General features: G+C 63.6%; 18 protein-coding genes. 10 read left to right on the forward strand and 8 right to left on the reverse strand.

Annotation, left to right across the window (positions count from 1 at the left end; all coding sequences use genetic code 11):
* Positions 1 to 4: 4 nt before the first annotated feature.
* The 3 genes from BN2694_RS16500 to BN2694_RS17290 form a co-directional block, all read right to left on the reverse strand.
* Complete coding sequence (locus BN2694_RS16500) at positions 5 to 1,156, reverse strand: sensor histidine kinase (protein WP_135667616.1); 1,152 nt, start codon at positions 1,154 to 1,156, stop codon at positions 5 to 7.
* 61 nt (positions 1,157 to 1,217) lie between these two features.
* Complete coding sequence (gene rnz, locus BN2694_RS16505; RefSeq protein ID WP_135667618.1) at positions 1,218 to 2,144, reverse strand: ribonuclease Z; 927 nt, start codon at positions 2,142 to 2,144, stop codon at positions 1,218 to 1,220.
* Positions 2,145 to 2,369: 225 nt separating this feature from the next.
* A complete protein-coding gene (locus BN2694_RS17290; protein WP_167880072.1) occupies positions 2,370 to 2,507 on the reverse strand; it encodes a hypothetical protein in 138 nt (45 codons plus the stop codon).
* A 79-nt stretch (positions 2,508 to 2,586) separates the two neighbouring features.
* On the opposite strand from BN2694_RS17290, the gene BN2694_RS16510 reads away from it, so the two are divergent.
* The 5 genes from BN2694_RS16510 (at position 2,587) to BN2694_RS16525 (ending at position 5,509) form a co-directional block, all read left to right on the forward strand.
* Positions 2,587 to 3,129: a sensor histidine kinase gene (locus tag BN2694_RS16510; protein ID WP_167880073.1), complete on the forward strand. Its 543-nt coding sequence runs from the start codon at positions 2,587 to 2,589 to the stop codon at positions 3,127 to 3,129.
* A 207-nt stretch (positions 3,130 to 3,336) separates the two neighbouring features.
* The gene (locus BN2694_RS16515) at positions 3,337 to 3,483 is read left to right on the forward strand and encodes a rubrerythrin-like domain-containing protein (protein ID WP_135667623.1); all 147 of its coding nucleotides are present in this window, start codon (positions 3,337 to 3,339) and stop codon (positions 3,481 to 3,483) included.
* 478 nt (positions 3,484 to 3,961) lie between these two features.
* Positions 3,962 to 4,645 carry a potassium channel family protein gene (locus tag BN2694_RS16520; RefSeq protein ID WP_280176691.1) on the forward strand — a complete coding sequence of 228 codons (684 nt, stop codon included), beginning with the start codon at positions 3,962 to 3,964 and terminating at the stop codon, positions 4,643 to 4,645.
* A gap of 233 nt (positions 4,646 to 4,878) precedes the next feature.
* The gene (locus BN2694_RS17295; protein ID WP_167880074.1) at positions 4,879 to 5,055 is read left to right on the forward strand and encodes a hypothetical protein; all 177 of its coding nucleotides are present in this window, start codon (positions 4,879 to 4,881) and stop codon (positions 5,053 to 5,055) included.
* Positions 5,042 to 5,509, forward strand: coding sequence for a DUF7384 family protein (locus tag BN2694_RS16525; RefSeq protein WP_135667627.1), 468 nt, complete (start codon positions 5,042 to 5,044; stop codon positions 5,507 to 5,509). The genes BN2694_RS17295 and BN2694_RS16525 overlap by 14 nt, the downstream gene beginning before the upstream one ends.
* 19 nt (positions 5,510 to 5,528) lie before the next feature.
* Here BN2694_RS16525 and lrp read toward each other — a convergent pair whose 3' ends face one another.
* On the reverse strand, positions 5,529 to 5,987 hold the full coding sequence (gene lrp / locus BN2694_RS16530) for an HTH-type transcriptional regulator Lrp (protein WP_135667629.1): 459 nt from the start codon (positions 5,985 to 5,987) through the stop codon (positions 5,529 to 5,531).
* Positions 5,988 to 6,113: 126 nt separating this feature from the next.
* Between lrp and glnA the strand changes: the two genes are divergently transcribed.
* Positions 6,114 to 7,484: a type I glutamate--ammonia ligase gene (glnA, locus tag BN2694_RS16535; RefSeq protein WP_135667631.1), complete on the forward strand. Its 1,371-nt coding sequence runs from the start codon at positions 6,114 to 6,116 to the stop codon at positions 7,482 to 7,484.
* Between the two features lie 24 nt (positions 7,485 to 7,508).
* Here the strand turns inward: glnA and BN2694_RS16540 are convergent, their stop codons facing one another.
* Together BN2694_RS16540 and BN2694_RS16545 are read right to left on the reverse strand one after the other, a co-directional pair.
* On the reverse strand, positions 7,509 to 8,363 hold the full coding sequence (locus BN2694_RS16540) for a phosphatase PAP2 family protein (protein WP_135667633.1): 855 nt from the start codon (positions 8,361 to 8,363) through the stop codon (positions 7,509 to 7,511).
* Entirely contained in the window at positions 8,360 to 9,691 is a 1,332-nt protein-coding gene (locus BN2694_RS16545) for a YhjD/YihY/BrkB family envelope integrity protein (protein ID WP_135667635.1), read from the reverse strand. The genes BN2694_RS16540 and BN2694_RS16545 overlap by 4 nt, the downstream gene beginning before the upstream one ends.
* 197 nt (positions 9,692 to 9,888) lie before the next feature.
* Here BN2694_RS16545 and BN2694_RS16550 point away from each other — a divergent pair, with 197 nt between their 5' ends.
* Positions 9,889 to 10,278: a hypothetical protein gene (locus BN2694_RS16550; protein WP_135667637.1), complete on the forward strand. Its 390-nt coding sequence runs from the start codon at positions 9,889 to 9,891 to the stop codon at positions 10,276 to 10,278.
* A 64-nt stretch (positions 10,279 to 10,342) separates the two neighbouring features.
* Here BN2694_RS16550 and BN2694_RS16555 read toward each other — a convergent pair whose 3' ends face one another.
* Positions 10,343 to 11,458: a tRNA (guanine(26)-N(2))-dimethyltransferase gene (locus BN2694_RS16555; protein WP_135667639.1), complete on the reverse strand. Its 1,116-nt coding sequence runs from the start codon at positions 11,456 to 11,458 to the stop codon at positions 10,343 to 10,345.
* Between the two features lie 409 nt (positions 11,459 to 11,867).
* Between BN2694_RS16555 and BN2694_RS16560 the strand changes: the two genes are divergently transcribed.
* The 3 genes from BN2694_RS16560 (at position 11,868) to BN2694_RS16570 (ending at position 15,120) form a co-directional block, all read left to right on the forward strand.
* The gene (locus BN2694_RS16560) at positions 11,868 to 13,070 is read left to right on the forward strand and encodes a twin-arginine translocation signal domain-containing protein (RefSeq protein ID WP_135667641.1); all 1,203 of its coding nucleotides are present in this window, start codon (positions 11,868 to 11,870) and stop codon (positions 13,068 to 13,070) included.
* Positions 13,071 to 13,402: 332 nt separating this feature from the next.
* The gene (locus BN2694_RS16565; protein ID WP_135667643.1) at positions 13,403 to 13,750 is read left to right on the forward strand and encodes a hypothetical protein; all 348 of its coding nucleotides are present in this window, start codon (positions 13,403 to 13,405) and stop codon (positions 13,748 to 13,750) included.
* A gap of 80 nt (positions 13,751 to 13,830) precedes the next feature.
* Complete coding sequence (locus BN2694_RS16570; protein ID WP_135667645.1) at positions 13,831 to 15,120, forward strand: response regulator; 1,290 nt, start codon at positions 13,831 to 13,833, stop codon at positions 15,118 to 15,120.
* 47 nt (positions 15,121 to 15,167) lie between these two features.
* Here BN2694_RS16570 and ilvA read toward each other — a convergent pair whose 3' ends face one another.
* Positions 15,168 to 16,379 (reverse strand): threonine ammonia-lyase, encoded by a 1,212-nt coding sequence (ilvA, locus tag BN2694_RS16575; RefSeq protein ID WP_135667783.1) that lies wholly within the window; start codon positions 16,377 to 16,379, stop codon positions 15,168 to 15,170.
* Positions 16,380 to 16,402 lie beyond the last annotated feature (23 nt).

A 16,402-nucleotide genomic window follows, 5' to 3' on the forward strand; every position in this document is an offset into this window, starting at 1 on the left:
CGTCTCATTCACCGTCTGCGATCGGCAACTCGACAGTGACGACCGTTCCCCGCGGCTCCCGATCGTCGACCGAGACTGTCCCGTCGTACCGGTCCACGAGCATCCCCACGATGTACAGCCCGAGGCCGGAACCGTTTCGCGCGTCCGGACCGTCCTCAATGTTCTGAATCCGTTCGCGCTCCGTCGGTGGAATGCCGGGGCCGTCGTCGGCCACCGAGATAGTGACCGTCTCGTCGTCGCGTTCGACCGCCACTTCGACGAGCGGATGGTCCCGATCATTGTGTTCGACAGCGTTCGACAGTAGATTGTGAAAGACTGGCGAGAGAAGCTCGTCGGCATGAACTGCCACGTCCGGGATTTCCCCTTCGAGGGAGACCGTTGCCTCACGATAGACCTCTCGCGTGTTCTCGATTTGGGTTTCGAGCATTCGCTGTAACGAGATCCGACGCAGTTCGGACGAGTCGTTCTCGCCCAGCGACGCGACGAACGCCCGGACCTGTTCGGTCAATTGGATCGCTTCTTCGGTCGTTCGCTGGACGCGGTCGAGATATTCTGTTCCCTCCGTGTCGACGTAATTTTCGAGGTGCCCGCTCATGCCGCTGATGATCTGGAGATCGTTGCCGATGTCGTGACGGACGATCCGGTTGAGCAACGCGAGTTTCTCGCGCTCGTCGGCGAGTCGCTCGCGTTCGCGTTCGAGTTCCTCCCGACGGCGCTGACTCCGGGCGTCGTAGCGGCCGACCAGAAGCCCGCCGACGCCGCCGATCGACGCCATCCCGCAGAGCACGATCGCGGCGTCGGCCACGTTGACGCCGGCAGCGATCTGATAGCCGACGAGTCCCAGCGCCGCGAAGCCGCCGAAGGCCGTCCCGAGGAACCACCACACGACGACGGCAACGGCGAACGCACCCTCGAGGGAACTACTGCCGAGCCAGAGACCACTCGCGAGGACGACAAGCCCGAACAGCGCCGGGACCAACGCCCCGATGACGGGTCCCGAGATCCCACCAGGGACACCGAACAGTCGAACCACTGGGACGAGGATGCCAGCCAGGCCGGTCGCTGCAACGAGGCCGCCACAGATGGCCCGGACGCTCGACGACGAGATGCCGGCGACCGCTCGTGCTACGGCCGCGTCGGCCCGCTGTTTCGCCATTGAGTCTGTGTTTGCCCACAGCGGGGTAACTTTTCTGGGATCCGACTCGCGTGGGGATAGATCACGTGGTAGCGTCGGGGTACGGAACGTCGATTGTCTGACCGTCGGCGGCGACGAACGCGGCGTCGCCGAACGCCTCACGGGCCTGCCGCTGTAGTCTGTCGGCTTGCCCGGCGTAGCGTGTCGAGACGTGCGTCAGTGCGAGTCGCTTCGCTCCCGCCGCCGCCGCCAGCTCGGCGGCCTCCCGTGTCGTCGAGTGGCCCGTCTGTTCGGCCCGTTCGGCGCGGTCCTCGGCGAACGTCCCCTCGTGGATCAACAGGTCTGCGCCTTCGCTGGCCCGGCGCACGGCATCGGTGGGTCGCGTGTCGCCGCTGTAGACGACGGTCCGCCCCGGGCGTGGCGGACCGACCACTTCCTCGGGCCTGACCGTCCGGCCGTCGTGCTCGACAGGTTCGCCCTCGTGGAGTTTCGAGTACTTGGGTCCCGGCGGGATGCCCAGTTCTTCTTCGGCCTTTTGCCGATCGAAACGGCCCTTCCGGTCGTCCTCTTCGAGAACGTACCCTACCGAGCGCGTCCGGTGTTCGGTCTCGATCGCCTGGACCTCGTAGTCCTCTCCCGCAAGCACCACGTCGCCCGGGGTGTTCTGTGTGATCCGTAACGGAAAGGACGGCCGGTCGCCGGTCGCACCGATGAGGTCTTCCAGTCGCGACCGCGTCCCGTGGGGAGCGTGGATCGCCAGCGGGGCCTCGCGGTCGTTGAAGTCCATCGTCTGCAGGAGGCCGGGGATCCCCAGGACGTGATCGCCGTGCAAGTGCGTCACGAAGATGTGTGCCACGTCGAAGCCAGTGCCAAAGCGCATCATCTGGCGCTGGGTCCCCTCGCCACAGTCAAAGAGCAGCCGCTCGCCGTCCCGCCGGACCATCACGGCCGATGGATTGCGTTCGGTCGTCGGCACCGCGCCGCTCGTCCCGAGAAACGTCACGCGCATTACCTCCCGCTCGCTCGCCGACGGCTAAACGCCCTTCGGATCGTCCGTCCGACGACGAAACAACGCTGACGCCAGGGACGGCAGACGCGGCTGGATCTGCCTCCACCACTGCTCGTTGACAGTCTGCCGAAGACATGCCAGGAAAACCGATCGAACGTCCACCGGGATCAGCGAAAGTGCACTCAGGCATGATGGAGTCGGCTCGGGAGCACCCCGGACTACCAGTCACCCCGAGGGTGTCGCCAGCATCCGACCGCCACAGACCGAACAGGCTACTGGGCGGCGATTGGCTGTCGTCTCCCAGCCGCACTTGGCACACTCGAAGGTGTAGGGCCGATCGTCGGCTGACTCCTCGTCACCCATCTTACTCTCACGGTCTAGCTCGACACAAATGAGTGTTGTTGACGGAGATAGTTTCCGTTTATCTCCACTCGGCCCCTCGATGCGCGGCGAGTCGCTCAACGCGTTCCTCGTTCCGGACGACCACACGAGGGAGGGGACGCTCCTCGACCGGTCAGCGACGTCATGCGTGGTCTCGCCGATGGACAAACGGTGTCGACCTGGCCGGACACTCCGGGACGTGATCGGTCGACATCGGGGCACTGACAGGGTGCGGTTCGAGACCGACTTCCCGGTGGTCGGCGACCGCCGGCTGTTCGACGCGCTGGACGCGCTCGTCGAGAACGCCGTCGAGCACGGCTCTGCGGACGCGGACGACGACCGCGTGACGGTGAGCGTCGCGGCACAGGTCGACGCCGAGGAGGGAGTGGCCACGATCACTGACGGCGGACCGGGCATCCCGGAGTACGCGCGCGCCGCGGTCTTCGACGACCGACCCATCTCACAGCTCTCGTACAACAGCGGACTGGGCCTATGGCTGGCGAAGTGGCTCGTCGAGGGGTTCGGGGGCCGACTCGGGTACGAACGCCGGGGCGGACAACGATCGTGTCTGTCAGGCCTCTGTGCGGTACGTGATCCATCCTGAGATCCGATGGCCTGTGGGGCTATGCTTCGCCAGGGGTCCCGCCCGTCTTTCGGCGGCGACAGTACGGGTATGCGTTCACTGTAGATGAAAATAACAGCACATCTTTGACTTATTTTCCGGGCACACGTTATATTGTAGTGAGAATGTATATATTCTCTAGCGAATATTAGGGTAACCGATAAGCCGGATACCGAGTTATTATTTCGCATGGTCCGTACTGATCCGTACCCACGTTCGACGTCCCGGCGATTCGAGTGCCGGTCCTGCTTGACTGTCGTGACCGCCGAGGAACGCGTCAGCACCTGTCCGGAGTGTGGCGGCCGAATGAAGAACGTCTCCGTCCCACGCGAGTGAGACTGGCGGGAGGTACGTCTCACCTCTCCGGAACTGCAATCTTCAGATCAATAAATAGCTGTTTTAGTCAAATATCAAAACATATGTATTGGCACATGGATACTAATCAAATACATATCCAGGTTTTGGAGTGCAAGTATGGCACCATACCAAAACTATTTTACCATCCCGCCGAAAGTGAGCATCGGCAGAGGTGATGTGAACACGCCACATGATTTCGTCCAGTCCCGACCAGAAGACGCACCGTCTCCCGCGGCGAGCGTCGTGGGTGGCTGTCCACCGAGGCCGAGAGCCTGTCAGATACCTGCCACAGCCTGGACCTGATCGTCTGTCCACCGACGATCACGCTTTTTGCGGCCGTTGATGTGTACAGCGTTTTGTTGTCGGTAGAGAGGAGTCACCGGTACCGTTCCGCCAGAGTGATCTCTCGGGTGACCGACGAACCCATGTTGCAGCGAGGGGAGTGTTTTTAGGTGTGGTGGCACATCTCACAGGTATGAAGTTCGTCATCGTCGGGTTCGGCCGCGTCGGGATGCGGACCGCACGAGTTCTCAAGGAGGAGGGCCACGACGTCACGATCGTCGACAGCGACGCTGAGAAGATCGAGCGCTCCCGCGAGGAGGGGTTTCAGTCGGTGCTGGGGGACTGCAACGACGAGACGATACTCGAAGCGGCGGGCATCGCCGAGGCCGATGCCGTCGCCGGGCTGACCGGCGACCTCAACACTAACTTCGCGGCCTGCATGATCGGCAACGAACACGGTTGCCGGACGGTGTTGCGCATCGACGAGGACTACCGCGAGGAACTGTACGAGAACTACGCCAGCGAGGTCGACGAAGTGGTCTATCCCGAGCGACTGGGTGCTGCTGGGGCGAAAACGGCCATGCTCGGCGGCGACTTCGACGTCCTCGCGGACCTGACGGAGAACCTGACGGTCACCTCGATCCGGATCCCCGAGGGCTCGCCGGTAGTCGGAACGCGCGTCGTCACGTTGGACCTGCCGGGGGATGCGCAGGTGTACGCCCACGGCCGTGACGACGATCCGATGTCGATTCCACTGCCCCGCGATACGATCGCGGCGGGCGACCGGATCGCGGTCACCGCCCCGCCCGAAGCCATCGAGGACATCCGGACGAGTCTCATGCCCGAAGAACCTGCCTGAGGACGGTGGCGATGACAGTGACGCCGCTAGTTGTTGGAAACCGGGCCGGTGGTCACTCGGCCCGGAAGGAAAGTGGGTGCCCGGGCGCGCTGTGGGAGGATGGGAAAGACGACGAGGCCGTCTGTGCGCGCCCGTATGGAAAATGCCCGTGCTGACACATAAAATTGCGTCAGACAACTGCATGACTGCAGCGTGATCCGAGCGCTTTTCTCCCGCCGAGCCGATCGGAACTCATGGACTCCTGGGGCACTCTCTTCGAACGCGCGGTGACTGTCGAGACCGACGTGCCGGCGATCCGCGACCGACTCGCCGCCCAAAGGGGCGACGAGGGTGAGCCTGACGGGGGACCCGATCGGAGCAAGAGCGGCAACCGGGATGACAGCGGATATCAGGACGATGACGACGAGTGAACCCACGCGAGTCGTCGCCGACGCCGACGTGCTGGCGGCGGACCTGTTGGTTGGTGGCCCGGCCCGGGAAGCACTCGACCATGTGCGGGGCCACGACTGGCTGATGCTTGTGGCCAGTGATCCGCTCGTCGCTGACGCGGAGGCCGTCATCGGGACGCTTGCCGAGACTGACCTCGCGGCGGCCTGGCGGGCGCGCTTCGAGGACGAACGGTGCCGGGTCGAACACCCTCCGGGCGACCATCCGGCACTTGCGTCCGCCATCGCCGGCGACGCGGGCCACGTCCTGACGTTCGACGACCGATTGACGGGTCCGAAAGCCGGTGTCTCTCTCCAGCAGTACGCGATCAGCGTGCGCACGCCGGCAGCGTTCGCGACCGTCTTCGATCCGGCCGCGGTCTACGAGGGGTTTGTCGGCGACAGGTATCCTGGCCCGGACGCCGATCCGCGAGAATAGGATTCGACGGCCCAGTGGCTCACTCCTCGAGTTCGAGTCCGAACTGCTCGTGCTCGACGGCGGCGTTGAGGACGACGCTCGTGTTGGACTCTTTGATCTCCGGATCTGTGAGCAGACTCTTGATCTGGGCGTTCATGTCGTCAGTGTCGTTGAACTTCCCGATCGCGATAATGTCGTGGTCGCCAGTGACCTCGTAGACGCTGATCATCTGTTCCTGTTCACGCAGGCGATCAGTCACTTCTGGCAGGGCGTTGCCCTCTACTTTGAGTTGGAGGATGGCAGTGACGTCGTAGCCGATCTGGTCGTAGTCGACCTTTGGTGTATACCCGCTGATGATCCCCTGTTCCTCCAGATCCGAAAGGTGATTCGAGACAGTTGTCACCGAGACGTCCAGGTCGTCGGCAAGGCTGCGGAGGCTGGCACGACCGTCGTCGAGCAGTTCGTTGATGAGTTTGCGATCGAGATTTTCGTACGTCATTGCCACCGAAGATGGGTTCCTCCCATTAGAATTTTACGAACATCCAATTCTCGATCACAACCGGAAGATTTGCGCAGAACGGCAGGGTTTTTATAATAGGGGTTCACCTCCAGAGTGACGTGAAAAATGACAAACGATCAGCTCACTGATGGCGGGCTTTCCGCCGAGGCGGAGGCGGTACTCGAAGAGATCGACGAACAGAACGTCGACTTCCTGCGACTGCAGTTCACGGACATCTTGGGGACCGTCAAGAACGTCTCCATCACGGCCGATCAGGCCGAGAAGGCGTTCACCGAGGGGATCTATTTCGACGGGTCCTCCATCGACGGATTCGTCCGTATCCAGGAATCGGACATGCGCCTGGATCCCGACCCGTCGACGTTTGCGTTGCTCCCGTGGCGCCAGAGTGAGGAGAGTGCGGCGGCCCGACTGATCTGTGACGTGATCAACACTTCCACTGGCGAGCCCTTCGAGGGCGATCCGCGGGGCATTCTGAAGAACGCCATCGATCGGGCCAACGAGATGGGCTACGAGGTCAACATGGCCCCCGAGCCCGAGTTCTTCCTCTTCGAGGAAGACGACGAGGGGCGCGCGACGACCGAGACTGGCGACCACGGTGGGTACTTCGACCTCGCGCCGAAGGACCTCGCCAGCGACGTCCGGCGTGACATCATCTTCGGCTTAGAGGACATGGGCTTCGACATCGAGGCCTCACACCACGAGGTCGCCGAGGGCCAACACGAGATCAACTTCACCTACGACGATGCCCTCTCGACGGCGGATAACGTCGCTACCTTCCGGTCGGTCGTCCGCGCCATCGCGGCCGAACACGACCTTCATGCGACGTTCATGCCAAAACCGATCCCGAAAATCAACGGATCGGGCATGCATACTCACATCTCGCTGTTTACCGACGACGGCGAGAACGTCTTCCACGACGAGAACGACGAGTTCGACCTCTCGGAGACTGCAAAGCAGTTCCTCGCGGGCATTCTTGACCACGCCCCCGCAATCACTGCCGTCACAAACCCGACAGTCAACAGCTACAAGCGCCTGGTCCCGGGCTACGAGGCACCCGTCTACATCGCGTGGTCGGACCGCAACCGTTCGGCACTGATCCGCAAGCCCGCGGCCCGCGTTCCCGCCGCCAGCCGGATCGAGGCTCGCTTCCCGGATCCGTCGTGTAACCCGTATCTCGCCTTCGCGACGCTCATCCACGCCGGTCTCGACGGGATCGAGAAGGGCCTGGACAGTCCCGACCCAGTCAGAGAGAACATCTACGAATTTGACGAGGCCAAACGCGAGGAGTACGGCATCGACACGCTGCCGGAGAACCTCGGCGAGGCCGTCGACGCCTTGGAGGAGGACGAAGTCATTCTCGACGCTCTCGGTCCCCACACCGGCGAGAAGTTCGTCCAGGCCAAACGCCAGGAACACATGGAGTACCTGGTCGACGTCTCGGAGTGGGAGCTCGATCGGTACCTCGAGAAGTACTAACGCCGCGTGGATCCGGATCGCGACTCACTCGTTTTCGACGCCGTGTATTGACCGACGAACAGTCACGACAAGCGCGCCGGCGACGAGCCCGACGAGGGCGACCAGTGTCTCGCTGCCGCCGGTTCGGACGAACGTGGCGGCGGTCACCACCACGACCGCCGCGGTTGCTAGGCCTGCCTGCATCCATCTTCCCCCATCACGCTGTCGGATTCCCGCCGCTCCGATAGCTGTACCGAGGGCGACGCCCACGGCCAGCAGACCGTCGCCGGACAATTCGATCACGACGGGGCTGAATGTGCCGATCAAGCCCGCAAGACCGAACGCGCCTCGGGGGCGTTCCAGAACCTCGAACACGACCAGGAGGTATGCCAGCCCGACGGCGGTCCCGACAACGACTTCGATCGGTCGGTGGACGCCGAGTGCGACCCGCGAGGCGGCGATCGCGGCGACTATACCTCCGGCGAGCACAAGTGGCCGGTTACGCTTCTGCTTTCGAAACGCCAACGCGAGGCCGAGCCAGCCGACCGCCGCCGCCGTGGCGTGGCCACTCGGGAAGGCGTAACCCCCCGGCCCGACGATCCGGGTGTACAGTCCCTCGATGAACTCGGGCATTCCCGAAGCGCCGGGCAAGTCGGCCGCGCCCGGCGGTCGCTCGAGTGCGAACCCCGTTTTCAGCGTGATCGACAGCGCCATCGCGCCGACGATCGACGCGAACAGCAGGGCACCGCGGTCGGCGTCGAGTCGGTCGCCGATCACTGGCAACCAATCCCCGAAGAAGTAGACGACGATCCCGAGGCCGACGATCACCAGCGGATCGCCGAGCAGCGACACCAGCGAGACGCCGAACCAGCCAGCTGCCTCGACGGCTGTCGCGGTCACGACCGCCAGTCCCGCAAGCGATCGAGCGCTCGTCCCGGCGCGCCGACGAGTTTGACCGTCACCCCGACGACGACCATGAGTGCGTACAGCCCGAGCGTCGACAGCCAGATCACGAGCATCGCGAGGACGGCCCAGCCGCCCCCAAGAAAGTAAAACGCCCCGAGCGTCATGACCGTCCCGTAGAGGAGCACGAGGTAGGGACCCCAGCTGTGGGCGTGCCCGCGCCGGACGCGACGGCGGACGTACCGTCGGAGGTCGCCCTCGACATCCTCGCGGTGGACGGTCCGGTCGTCAATCTCCGCTTCAAGGCGGTCGATCTCCGCGCGTAGCTCCCCGATGTCCGCGTCCGTATCATCAGTTCGGCGTTCGCCGTTTCGTGAGTCGGTGACGTCACCCCGTTCGGTAGTCGCCGAGTCCACGCCGGCGTCCGGGGCGTCCGGTCGTTCGGTCCCATCCCTCTCGTCCGGCCCGTCCCCGGCCGTGCCGTCCGTCCCGGTCATTGTCAGTGGTTGGCTCTCTCTGTGATCGCCCTCAAGTTGTAGTTGCCGGTCTCGTCCGGCCAGGGTGGCGTTGACGACCGCCCCCAGCAGGAGGATGCTCGCGCCGAAGTACAGCCAGGTGACGAACAGCAACACACCCCCGACGACGCCGTAGACGTCGAACTGACCCGCGTTGGCGGCGTAGAATCGAAAGAGAACGCTCAACAGCGTCCAGCCGACGGCCGCGGTGATCGCCCCGGGCACGGCTTCGCGAAACTCGACGCGAACGTCGGGAAAGACGACGTACAGCGGGAGCAGAACGATCGACAGCGACAGGATAATCACGATCGTTCCCACCAGGCCAACTAGCACGACGCCCGTCTGGGAGAGGGCAACGGCCCCAGCCACGACTGCGAAGATTGCCACGCCGAGCGCGAAAAGGGCGAGGGCGGCGCTCGCAATCTGCCCGAGGAACGTCGTCTCGTCGTCGGTACCGTAGACTGTCGCGAACGCGAGTGTGAGGCCGCGGAAGACGCGTAACCCGCTCCAGAGCAGTACGCCGACGCCCACGAGGGTCGCCCCGCCTCGGCCGGCCCCGCTCACGAGCGCCTCGCGGAGCAACGCTCGCCCGCTTGGTGAAAGGGCGCCACCGACCGTGGCGACGACCTGTCCTGCCAGCGCGTCGCCGCCGAGGAGCGATCCGACGGCGATGATCAGCAGAACCAGGGGAAATACCGACACGAACGCGTAGTAGGCCGTGGCGGCAGCGAGAAAGGAGAGTCGGGAAGACTGCGCCAGACCGACGATCTCGCGCCCGGTCCCCAGAACTGTCCGTGCGGTCGAAGCCATGCCCGAGTTCCGGGTGCCGGCGACAAAACCGCTTGGCCGGTCGTCGCACGGACAGAACTGCTCGACAGGCCGTCGAAGGAGAGCGCCAATCATCACCACTCTTGACGGCGAGGGACGGTCACGTGTCGATCTCCCGAGGTACCGTCGTCCGTGCCCGGAACGAAAACTGATTAGGTCAGCACACCACAGTGGTGTGCATGGACCAGCGACTGGTCGGCTGGATCCGGCAGATGACCGGTGGGGGGTTCACCGCAGCCGTGCTGTTGATCGCTCTCGGGGTTGTGAGCCAGTCGGCCACGCCCCTCCTCGCGGTGGGCGTCTTCGCCATCGGTGTGGCGGGGATCGCCACCCGCCAGACGCTCCGTGAGTGGATCGACCACCCCGCGTTCGCGACCTATCTGGCGTCGGTCCCGCTGGGACCGTTGCTGGCCGGGGTCGTCTTGGTACTGTTCCTCGGAGCATCGCCCGGCGAACTCCAGACGCTTGGCGGCGTCCTCGGACTGCTGGCGCTCCTCAACCACCTGTTCCGGCCTGTATACGCGTTCGGGAACTACGTCGTCTCGCGACTGGCGAGCGCGTTCGCGTGAGTCGTCTTGCCGTGTCGCTTGACTTCTTCCCTCCTCTGAAGGGGTGAGCTTCTGTAGCGACGCGTCAGGCCGTCGCCTCGCGGATCTCGGGGACATCGGCGTCGGTCTTGAACGTCGTCCCGCCGTAGTGCGTTCGACTGGCTTCGTAGCCCGCCGCCCGTAGCTCCGCAAGGAAGTCCGCCATTGACGCGGCCGAGCGCTCCCAGCGCTTACACAGACGGTGTTGATCGTAGTGCGTCGGCTCGTCGAGTTCTGCCGCCAGCGTCTCCAGCAACTCGCAAGCGTTCTCCGCCGTCCCCATATCGTCGTCGACGTGATCCCCGACTCGATCGAGAAACGCCCTCTCGTGGGTCCGTCCGAGCCACAGGGGGCCGGCCGTCTGGAGGTGTTCGCCACAGTGGGGACAGGCCTCGGGTGGATTGGCAATCAATCCCACTTCCGTCGAGCGATGGAGACAGTGCTGACAGTGGTGGGCGTACCCGAGTTCCCCGATAGCGTCGTCGGCCACCTGTGCGCCGTAGTCGAATTCGAGGTACGTCCGGACGTAGTGGTCGGTGGCGTGGGTGAGGATGGGCTCGGCGGCCACGTCGTAGCGAGCGGCAGTCCGGACCAGCGACCCTAGGAGGATACGGACGCCCATCTCTCCGTGGTACTCGGTGTTGCGCGGGACGGCACTGTACGAGCGCACACCGCTTTGAAAGTGCGCGCCACACAGCGGCGCGAGGTCGGTCGCTGTCACGGCGAGCAGGCGACTCGCACTCTGGATGGCAGCGTCGGCGAAGGGGATCGGCGTCCCGAAAGGGTCCAGATCCACGACATCGAACTGTCTCTCGTGCATGAGGGCGTTTACATCCCGGTGGATCACCTCTCCATCGAGAGCGTTCGCCTCGAGATTGGCCCGACAGCGTTCAACAGCGTCACTATCGACGTCACAGAGCGTCGTGTCGAACCCGTTGGCTGCCGCACGCACGCCGCGGATCCCGGTAGCTGCGGTCGCGTCCAGGTAGGTTTCGACCGGGTGCTCGCCACGGTCGTCGATCCGCTCGCGATACGCCCGGATCGTCGCGATGGTCAGGTCGCGGTTCAGCTCTTGGACGGGATTGAAGAAGACGTCGTCACCGATCCCCTCTCCGGACTGTTCGGGGACCTCAACCGTGACCCGGCCCTCACGTTCGCGCATATCTCCGCTGCGATAGCCGCGAGCAAAAGCCCCTCGCTCTCGGGCTCCCGGACGGAATGACCAGTGAGGGTTGTTGAAAGGTCCTCTCGTCCCCTTTCATATCTTAATACTTTGATTATATAAACGAGTCTGGAAGCGGTCGTTTCAGACGATCACTTCTTCTATAAAAATATCGGGGACGCAAGTACTGTGCCGTCACGGCATCCGCGACGGCCAATATCCGATCGATAGTACGAAATCAGCGATGACGGCGTCTGAATTCACTTTTCACCGGTGTCTCACGAGAATTAATGCGCCAGCCGGTTGTGACGATTCGCCGCTGCCACGCCAGTGACGCCCGTAACAATCTTCTTTAAATATCATTAGGTACCCCGGTCATTTATAAATAAAAGACGCATATAAATAAACGATGTTGCACGATACGACCAGGCGGACGTTCTTGAAGGGGATTGGCGCGACAGCAGCGACTGCGGGTATCATCGGCACAGCAAGCGCATATGAGGATCGCTCCGCGACGCGCTTTGCGCAGTTCAATATCGAGGACCTCCAAACGTCCCAGGTCCAGAAGACCGGAGACGACCAAGCTGGCGCCGCCGCAGAACTCATCCAGGAGATGCGCCCGGACGTCCTGGTAGTCAACGAGTTGACGAACAACATTCAGGAGGGCAAGCGGACAGGCACGACCAACATCCGGGCGTTCATCGATAACTATCTTCGGGAACCCCAGCGGCCTGATCTGGAGCCGATCGCGTTCCCGTACACGTTTCAGCCGCCCGTCAACACTGGCGTACTCCCCGAAAAGGACTACGACTTCAACAAGGATGGATCTGCGGGTGAGGCTCCCGGTGACGCCTATGGCTTCGGGGTCTACCCCGGACAGTACGGGCTGGCTGTTGCGAGCCAGAACCCGATTATGGAGGACGATATCCGGACCTTCCAGACGTTCAAGTGGGCGGATATGCCGGGCAACTTGATGCCGATCAACGACGGTTCGATGAACCTCAACAAGAACGGGCGCTACATTAACCCTGACGAGACGGAGGTGTTCCGTCTCTCCTCGAAGACGCATGCCGACGTCCCGGTTCGGATGGACGGCGAATCCGTTCACATCCTCACTTCACACCCAACGCCGCCTCAGTACGACGGACCGAACAACTTCAACGGTCGTTGGAATCACGACGAAGTCCGCTTCTGGGCCGACTACGTGGCCAACGCCGACTACATCTACGATGACGACGGTACCGAGGGTGGCCTCTGGGACGACCAGTACGTGCTCATGGGCGACCAGAACGCTGCGATATCGACCGCCCGAATCCTGAAACCGGGACAGACCTTCTTCCGCGAAAACGACGACTTCTACACCGGTGAACTCCCGAGTAGTCCGGGTGCCGAGAACCTCGGCAAACCACATGCCACCCGAATTCGTGGGCCCAGGCCGGGTCAGTCCGGTGATGGTGAAACAGTCGTCGCACAGCTAGATCGAGTCCTTCCGTCGCCGTCGCTCTCTTATGAGGACAGTGGTGTCGTGTGGCCCAGACCGGGCGATGATCGTATTGAGACTGTCCGGGCTGCATCCGACCACCGGATGGTCTGGGCGGAGCTCAACAGCTAACCATCCAAGTCGGCCGCCGTCAGCGAACTGTTGTCGCTCCTTCGATCCAACCCGGCTGGTGAGGACGGCGACTAACCCGCTGACTCCGGTCGGGTCCACAACCGTCCGCTGAGATACTGATTCCCCCGTCTTCGCTCCAGCCCCGAGCCGTCGACCGACGACGGCTCGTCTCTCACTATCCTCCCTACTGGCGAGATGAGCGAAGATCATTTATATTGAAATACATATATAAGTGTCTGTTGGCCCTATCGAACTATGGCCCCCTGGCCTGTGGGTCGCGTCGGCGGGTTTCGCACAGAACTGTTTAGGCGCCCGCCGTCCAATCCCGGACAGTGACGGCAGTCGAAAAGTGGCAGGCGGCCCTGTCCGAGGCTGGTGAACTCACCTCCGACGTAGTCGACCGTATCACAACCGTCCACGGATCCCGCGGGGTGCGAGCCATCGAAGCCGTCGGCGAGAACCGCGTTAAAGAGTATCAGGACTTCACGGTAGTCGTCGGCCACAGCGATGAGTACGTCATCGAAGGGGAGGGCTGTACCTGCGAGGACGCCGCCTACAACCTCGATCCCGACGATCCCACGACCCTGTGCTGGCACGTCCTCGCAGTCAAGATCGCTCGCGAGATCGACGCCGTCGACCACCACGACATGTACTACAGCGAGGTCCGGGACTTTCTGTAGCGGATCGCGGCTTGCCCCTTCCCAAACGGTAAATCGTGCAGGTATTTTATTTCCCTTCGTGTTGAATGTGAACGACACACATGGAAATGGGTGATGAGATCGTCGTGTTGCACGTCGACGACGAGCCCGCCATCCGGGAGACGGTCGCGATACTCCTCGAACGCGAGGATCAGCAGTTGACCGTCGACACCGCAGCGAGTGCTGAGACGGCACTGGAGATACTCGACGATTCAGCAGTCGACTGCATCGTCAGCGACTACGAGATGCCGGGGATGGACGGGATCGATTTTCTCGAGGCCGTCCGCGAGATGGACCCGGAACTACCGTTTGTCCTCTATACTGGCAGGGGCTCTGAAGAAATCGCGAGCGAGGCGATCGCCTGCGGTGTGACCGACTACCTCCAGAAGGGTACCGGCTCCAGCCAGTACGCAGTGCTGGCCAACCGGGTGACCAATGCGGTCACCACCTATCACAGTCAGGAACACGCACGCATCATGCAGCGTATTCAGCGGGTGCTACGGGCCGTCAATCAGCGACTGGTGCGCGCCGAGAGTCGTCCGGAGATCGACCGGGGTGTCTGTACAGTGCTCAGCCGCGAGGCGCCCTACCGACTGGTCTGGCTGGGAGAACGCGAGGGCGAGACCGTCCAGCCGCGGGCGAGTGCCGGAGGGGCCGAGGGGTATCTCGATGCGGTGACGGTCAGAACCGACAGCGACGAGCCGACCGCCCGGGCGCTTCGAGATGGGGAACTGACTGCGGTCGAGTCAATCTGCGAGGACGGGACCGGATCGTGGCGTGTCCCGGCCCGCACCCACGGAATCCACGGAATCGCGGCCGCCCCACTGAACTACGATGACCTCTGCTACGGGGTGGTGGGCGTCGCCAGCGAGCGTGCGGAATTTCTGGACGAGCGCGAACGCGACTTGCTGATCGAGGTGGCAGAGGATGTCGCCCACGCGATCCACCGGGCCGAGAGCGAGCGGCGCCTGCGCGAACAGCGGGCGGACCTCCGGGTGTACGAGCGGGCCGTCGAGTCAGCTAGCGACCTGATAGCCGCCATCGACACCGACTACACGCTCGTGTTTGCTAACGAGCGCTACCGCGAGTTTCACGGGATCGACGGATGCGACGTGGGAGCGGTATCGCTGCCGGAGGTCCTGGGTGAGACGTGGGATGCGGAGATGGCTGCTCGCGAGAGACGCGTCTTCGAGGGGGAAATCCTCAGCTACGAGGTGACGCGGGCGGCGCCCGACGGCGAGATACGGACGTTTTCGGTCCGTGACTACCCGTTGCGGGACGAGGAGGGAACGATCCTGGGCGTCGTCGGTTCGATGCGAGACATCACCGGGCGGAAATGCCGGGAGCAGTAGACGACGGTACCAAAGGAGGCCAGGTGTCTCCTTCATAGTCGCCCGCCCTATACCAGCACGTCGACCTCGTACCCACTGCTACGGAGTGCATCGAGCAACGACTCGACGTGTTCGGGGCCACGGGTCTCGATGTCCAGATCGACCACGGTATCGTCCATCGCAATGTCCCGCGAGGCGCGGTCGTGCTCGATCGCGTAGATGTTGCCCCGCTCCCGTGAGATCACCTCGACGAGTTCCTCCAGCGCACCGGGCCGATCCTCGAGGACGGTTCGGATCCGGAGATACCGCCCCGTCTCGATCAACCCGCGCATGATGACCGTCGTCAGCACGTTGAGGTCAATGTTTCCCCCGCTGAGCACGGGCACGACCGTTTCGCCGTCCTCGTACTCGAAGGCCCCTTCCAGCAGTGCAGCGACGGGCACCGCGCCAGCCCCTTCGACGAGCGTCTTGGTGCGTTCGAGCAGCGTCGTCACCGCGACGGCGATCGCCGAGTCCGGGACCGTGACGACTTCGTCGACCCGGTCTCGAATCACGTCAAACGTCTGATCGCCGACTTTCCGCGTTGCGATGCCGTCGGCGATCGTCTCGACGCCCTCGCGCTCGACGATCTCGCCGCGTTCGAGCGACTGGGGGAGACTCGCCGCGCCCTCGGCCTGGACGCCGATCACGCGGACGTCTTCGTTCCACCCCTTCAGCGCCGTGGCGACGCCGCTTATCAGACCGCCGCCGCCGACCGCGACGACCACTGTGTCAACCTCGGGACAGTCCGCGGCGATCTCCAGGCCGAGCGTTCCCTGGCCGGCCATCACGGCCTCGTCGTCGAACGCCGGGACGTAGGTTCGTCCCTCTTGCTCGGCGATCTCGTGAGCGCGCTCGGCCGCAACGTCGTAGTCCTCGCCGTGGAGGACGACACGACCGCCGTAGCTCCGGGTCGCCTTGACCTTCGCGACGGGCGCGCGCTCGGGCATGACGATCGTCGAATCGACTCCCATGCGACTGGCTGCGAGGGCCACGCCCTGGGCGTGGTTGCCGGCACTGGCCGTCACGACGCCGGCCGCCTGCTGGTCGTCGGTGAGCGTCGAGATCCGGTTGGTCGCCCCGCGAATCTTGAACGACCCCGTCCGCTGGACGGTCTCGTACTTGAGGTGGACATCCGCGCTAGTCATCGCAGAGAGGGAGTACGAGCGCTCCAGGGGCGTATGTCTGGCCGTCTCGGTGACGCGGTCGCGAGCGGCCAGGACATCCTCGCGCGTGAGCATGTCGGCAGTTGCGACCGGACGGT

The sequence above is a fragment of the Halorhabdus rudnickae genome, assembly GCF_900880625.1.
GTDB classification, from domain to species: Archaea; Halobacteriota; Halobacteria; order Halobacteriales; family Haloarculaceae; genus Halorhabdus; species Halorhabdus rudnickae.

Bases quoted from the DNA above. Each gene is read 5' to 3' on its own strand.
- BN2694_RS16555 (WP_135667639.1), bottom strand. From the start codon at position 11,458: ATGCGCGAACGTGAGGGCCGGGTCACGGTTGAGGTCCCCGAACAGTCC.
- ilvA (WP_135667783.1), bottom strand. From the start codon at position 16,379: ATGCTCACGCGCGAGGATGTCCTGGCCGCTCGCGACCGCGTCACCGAG.
- lrp (WP_135667629.1), bottom strand. From the start codon at position 5,987: ATGACGTACGAAAATCTCGATCGCAAACTCATCAACGAACTGCTCGAC.
- BN2694_RS16500 (WP_135667616.1), bottom strand. From the start codon at position 1,156: ATGGCGAAACAGCGGGCCGACGCGGCCGTAGCACGAGCGGTCGCCGGC.
- BN2694_RS16515 (WP_135667623.1), top strand. From the start codon at position 3,337: ATGGTCCGTACTGATCCGTACCCACGTTCGACGTCCCGGCGATTCGAG.
- BN2694_RS17295 (WP_167880074.1), top strand. From the start codon at position 4,879: ATGGACTCCTGGGGCACTCTCTTCGAACGCGCGGTGACTGTCGAGACC.
- BN2694_RS16525 (WP_135667627.1), top strand. From the start codon at position 5,042: ATGACGACGAGTGAACCCACGCGAGTCGTCGCCGACGCCGACGTGCTG.
- BN2694_RS16550 (WP_135667637.1), top strand. From the start codon at position 9,889: ATGGACCAGCGACTGGTCGGCTGGATCCGGCAGATGACCGGTGGGGGG.
- BN2694_RS16545 (WP_135667635.1), bottom strand. From the start codon at position 9,691: ATGGCTTCGACCGCACGGACAGTTCTGGGGACCGGGCGCGAGATCGTC.
- rnz (WP_135667618.1), bottom strand. From the start codon at position 2,144: ATGCGCGTGACGTTTCTCGGGACGAGCGGCGCGGTGCCGACGACCGAA.
- BN2694_RS16570 (WP_135667645.1), top strand. From the start codon at position 13,831: ATGGAAATGGGTGATGAGATCGTCGTGTTGCACGTCGACGACGAGCCC.
- BN2694_RS17290 (WP_167880072.1), bottom strand. From the start codon at position 2,507: ATGGGTGACGAGGAGTCAGCCGACGATCGGCCCTACACCTTCGAGTGT.
- glnA (WP_135667631.1), top strand. From the start codon at position 6,114: ATGACAAACGATCAGCTCACTGATGGCGGGCTTTCCGCCGAGGCGGAG.
- BN2694_RS16510 (WP_167880073.1), top strand. From the start codon at position 2,587: ATGCGCGGCGAGTCGCTCAACGCGTTCCTCGTTCCGGACGACCACACG.
- BN2694_RS16560 (WP_135667641.1), top strand. From the start codon at position 11,868: ATGTTGCACGATACGACCAGGCGGACGTTCTTGAAGGGGATTGGCGCG.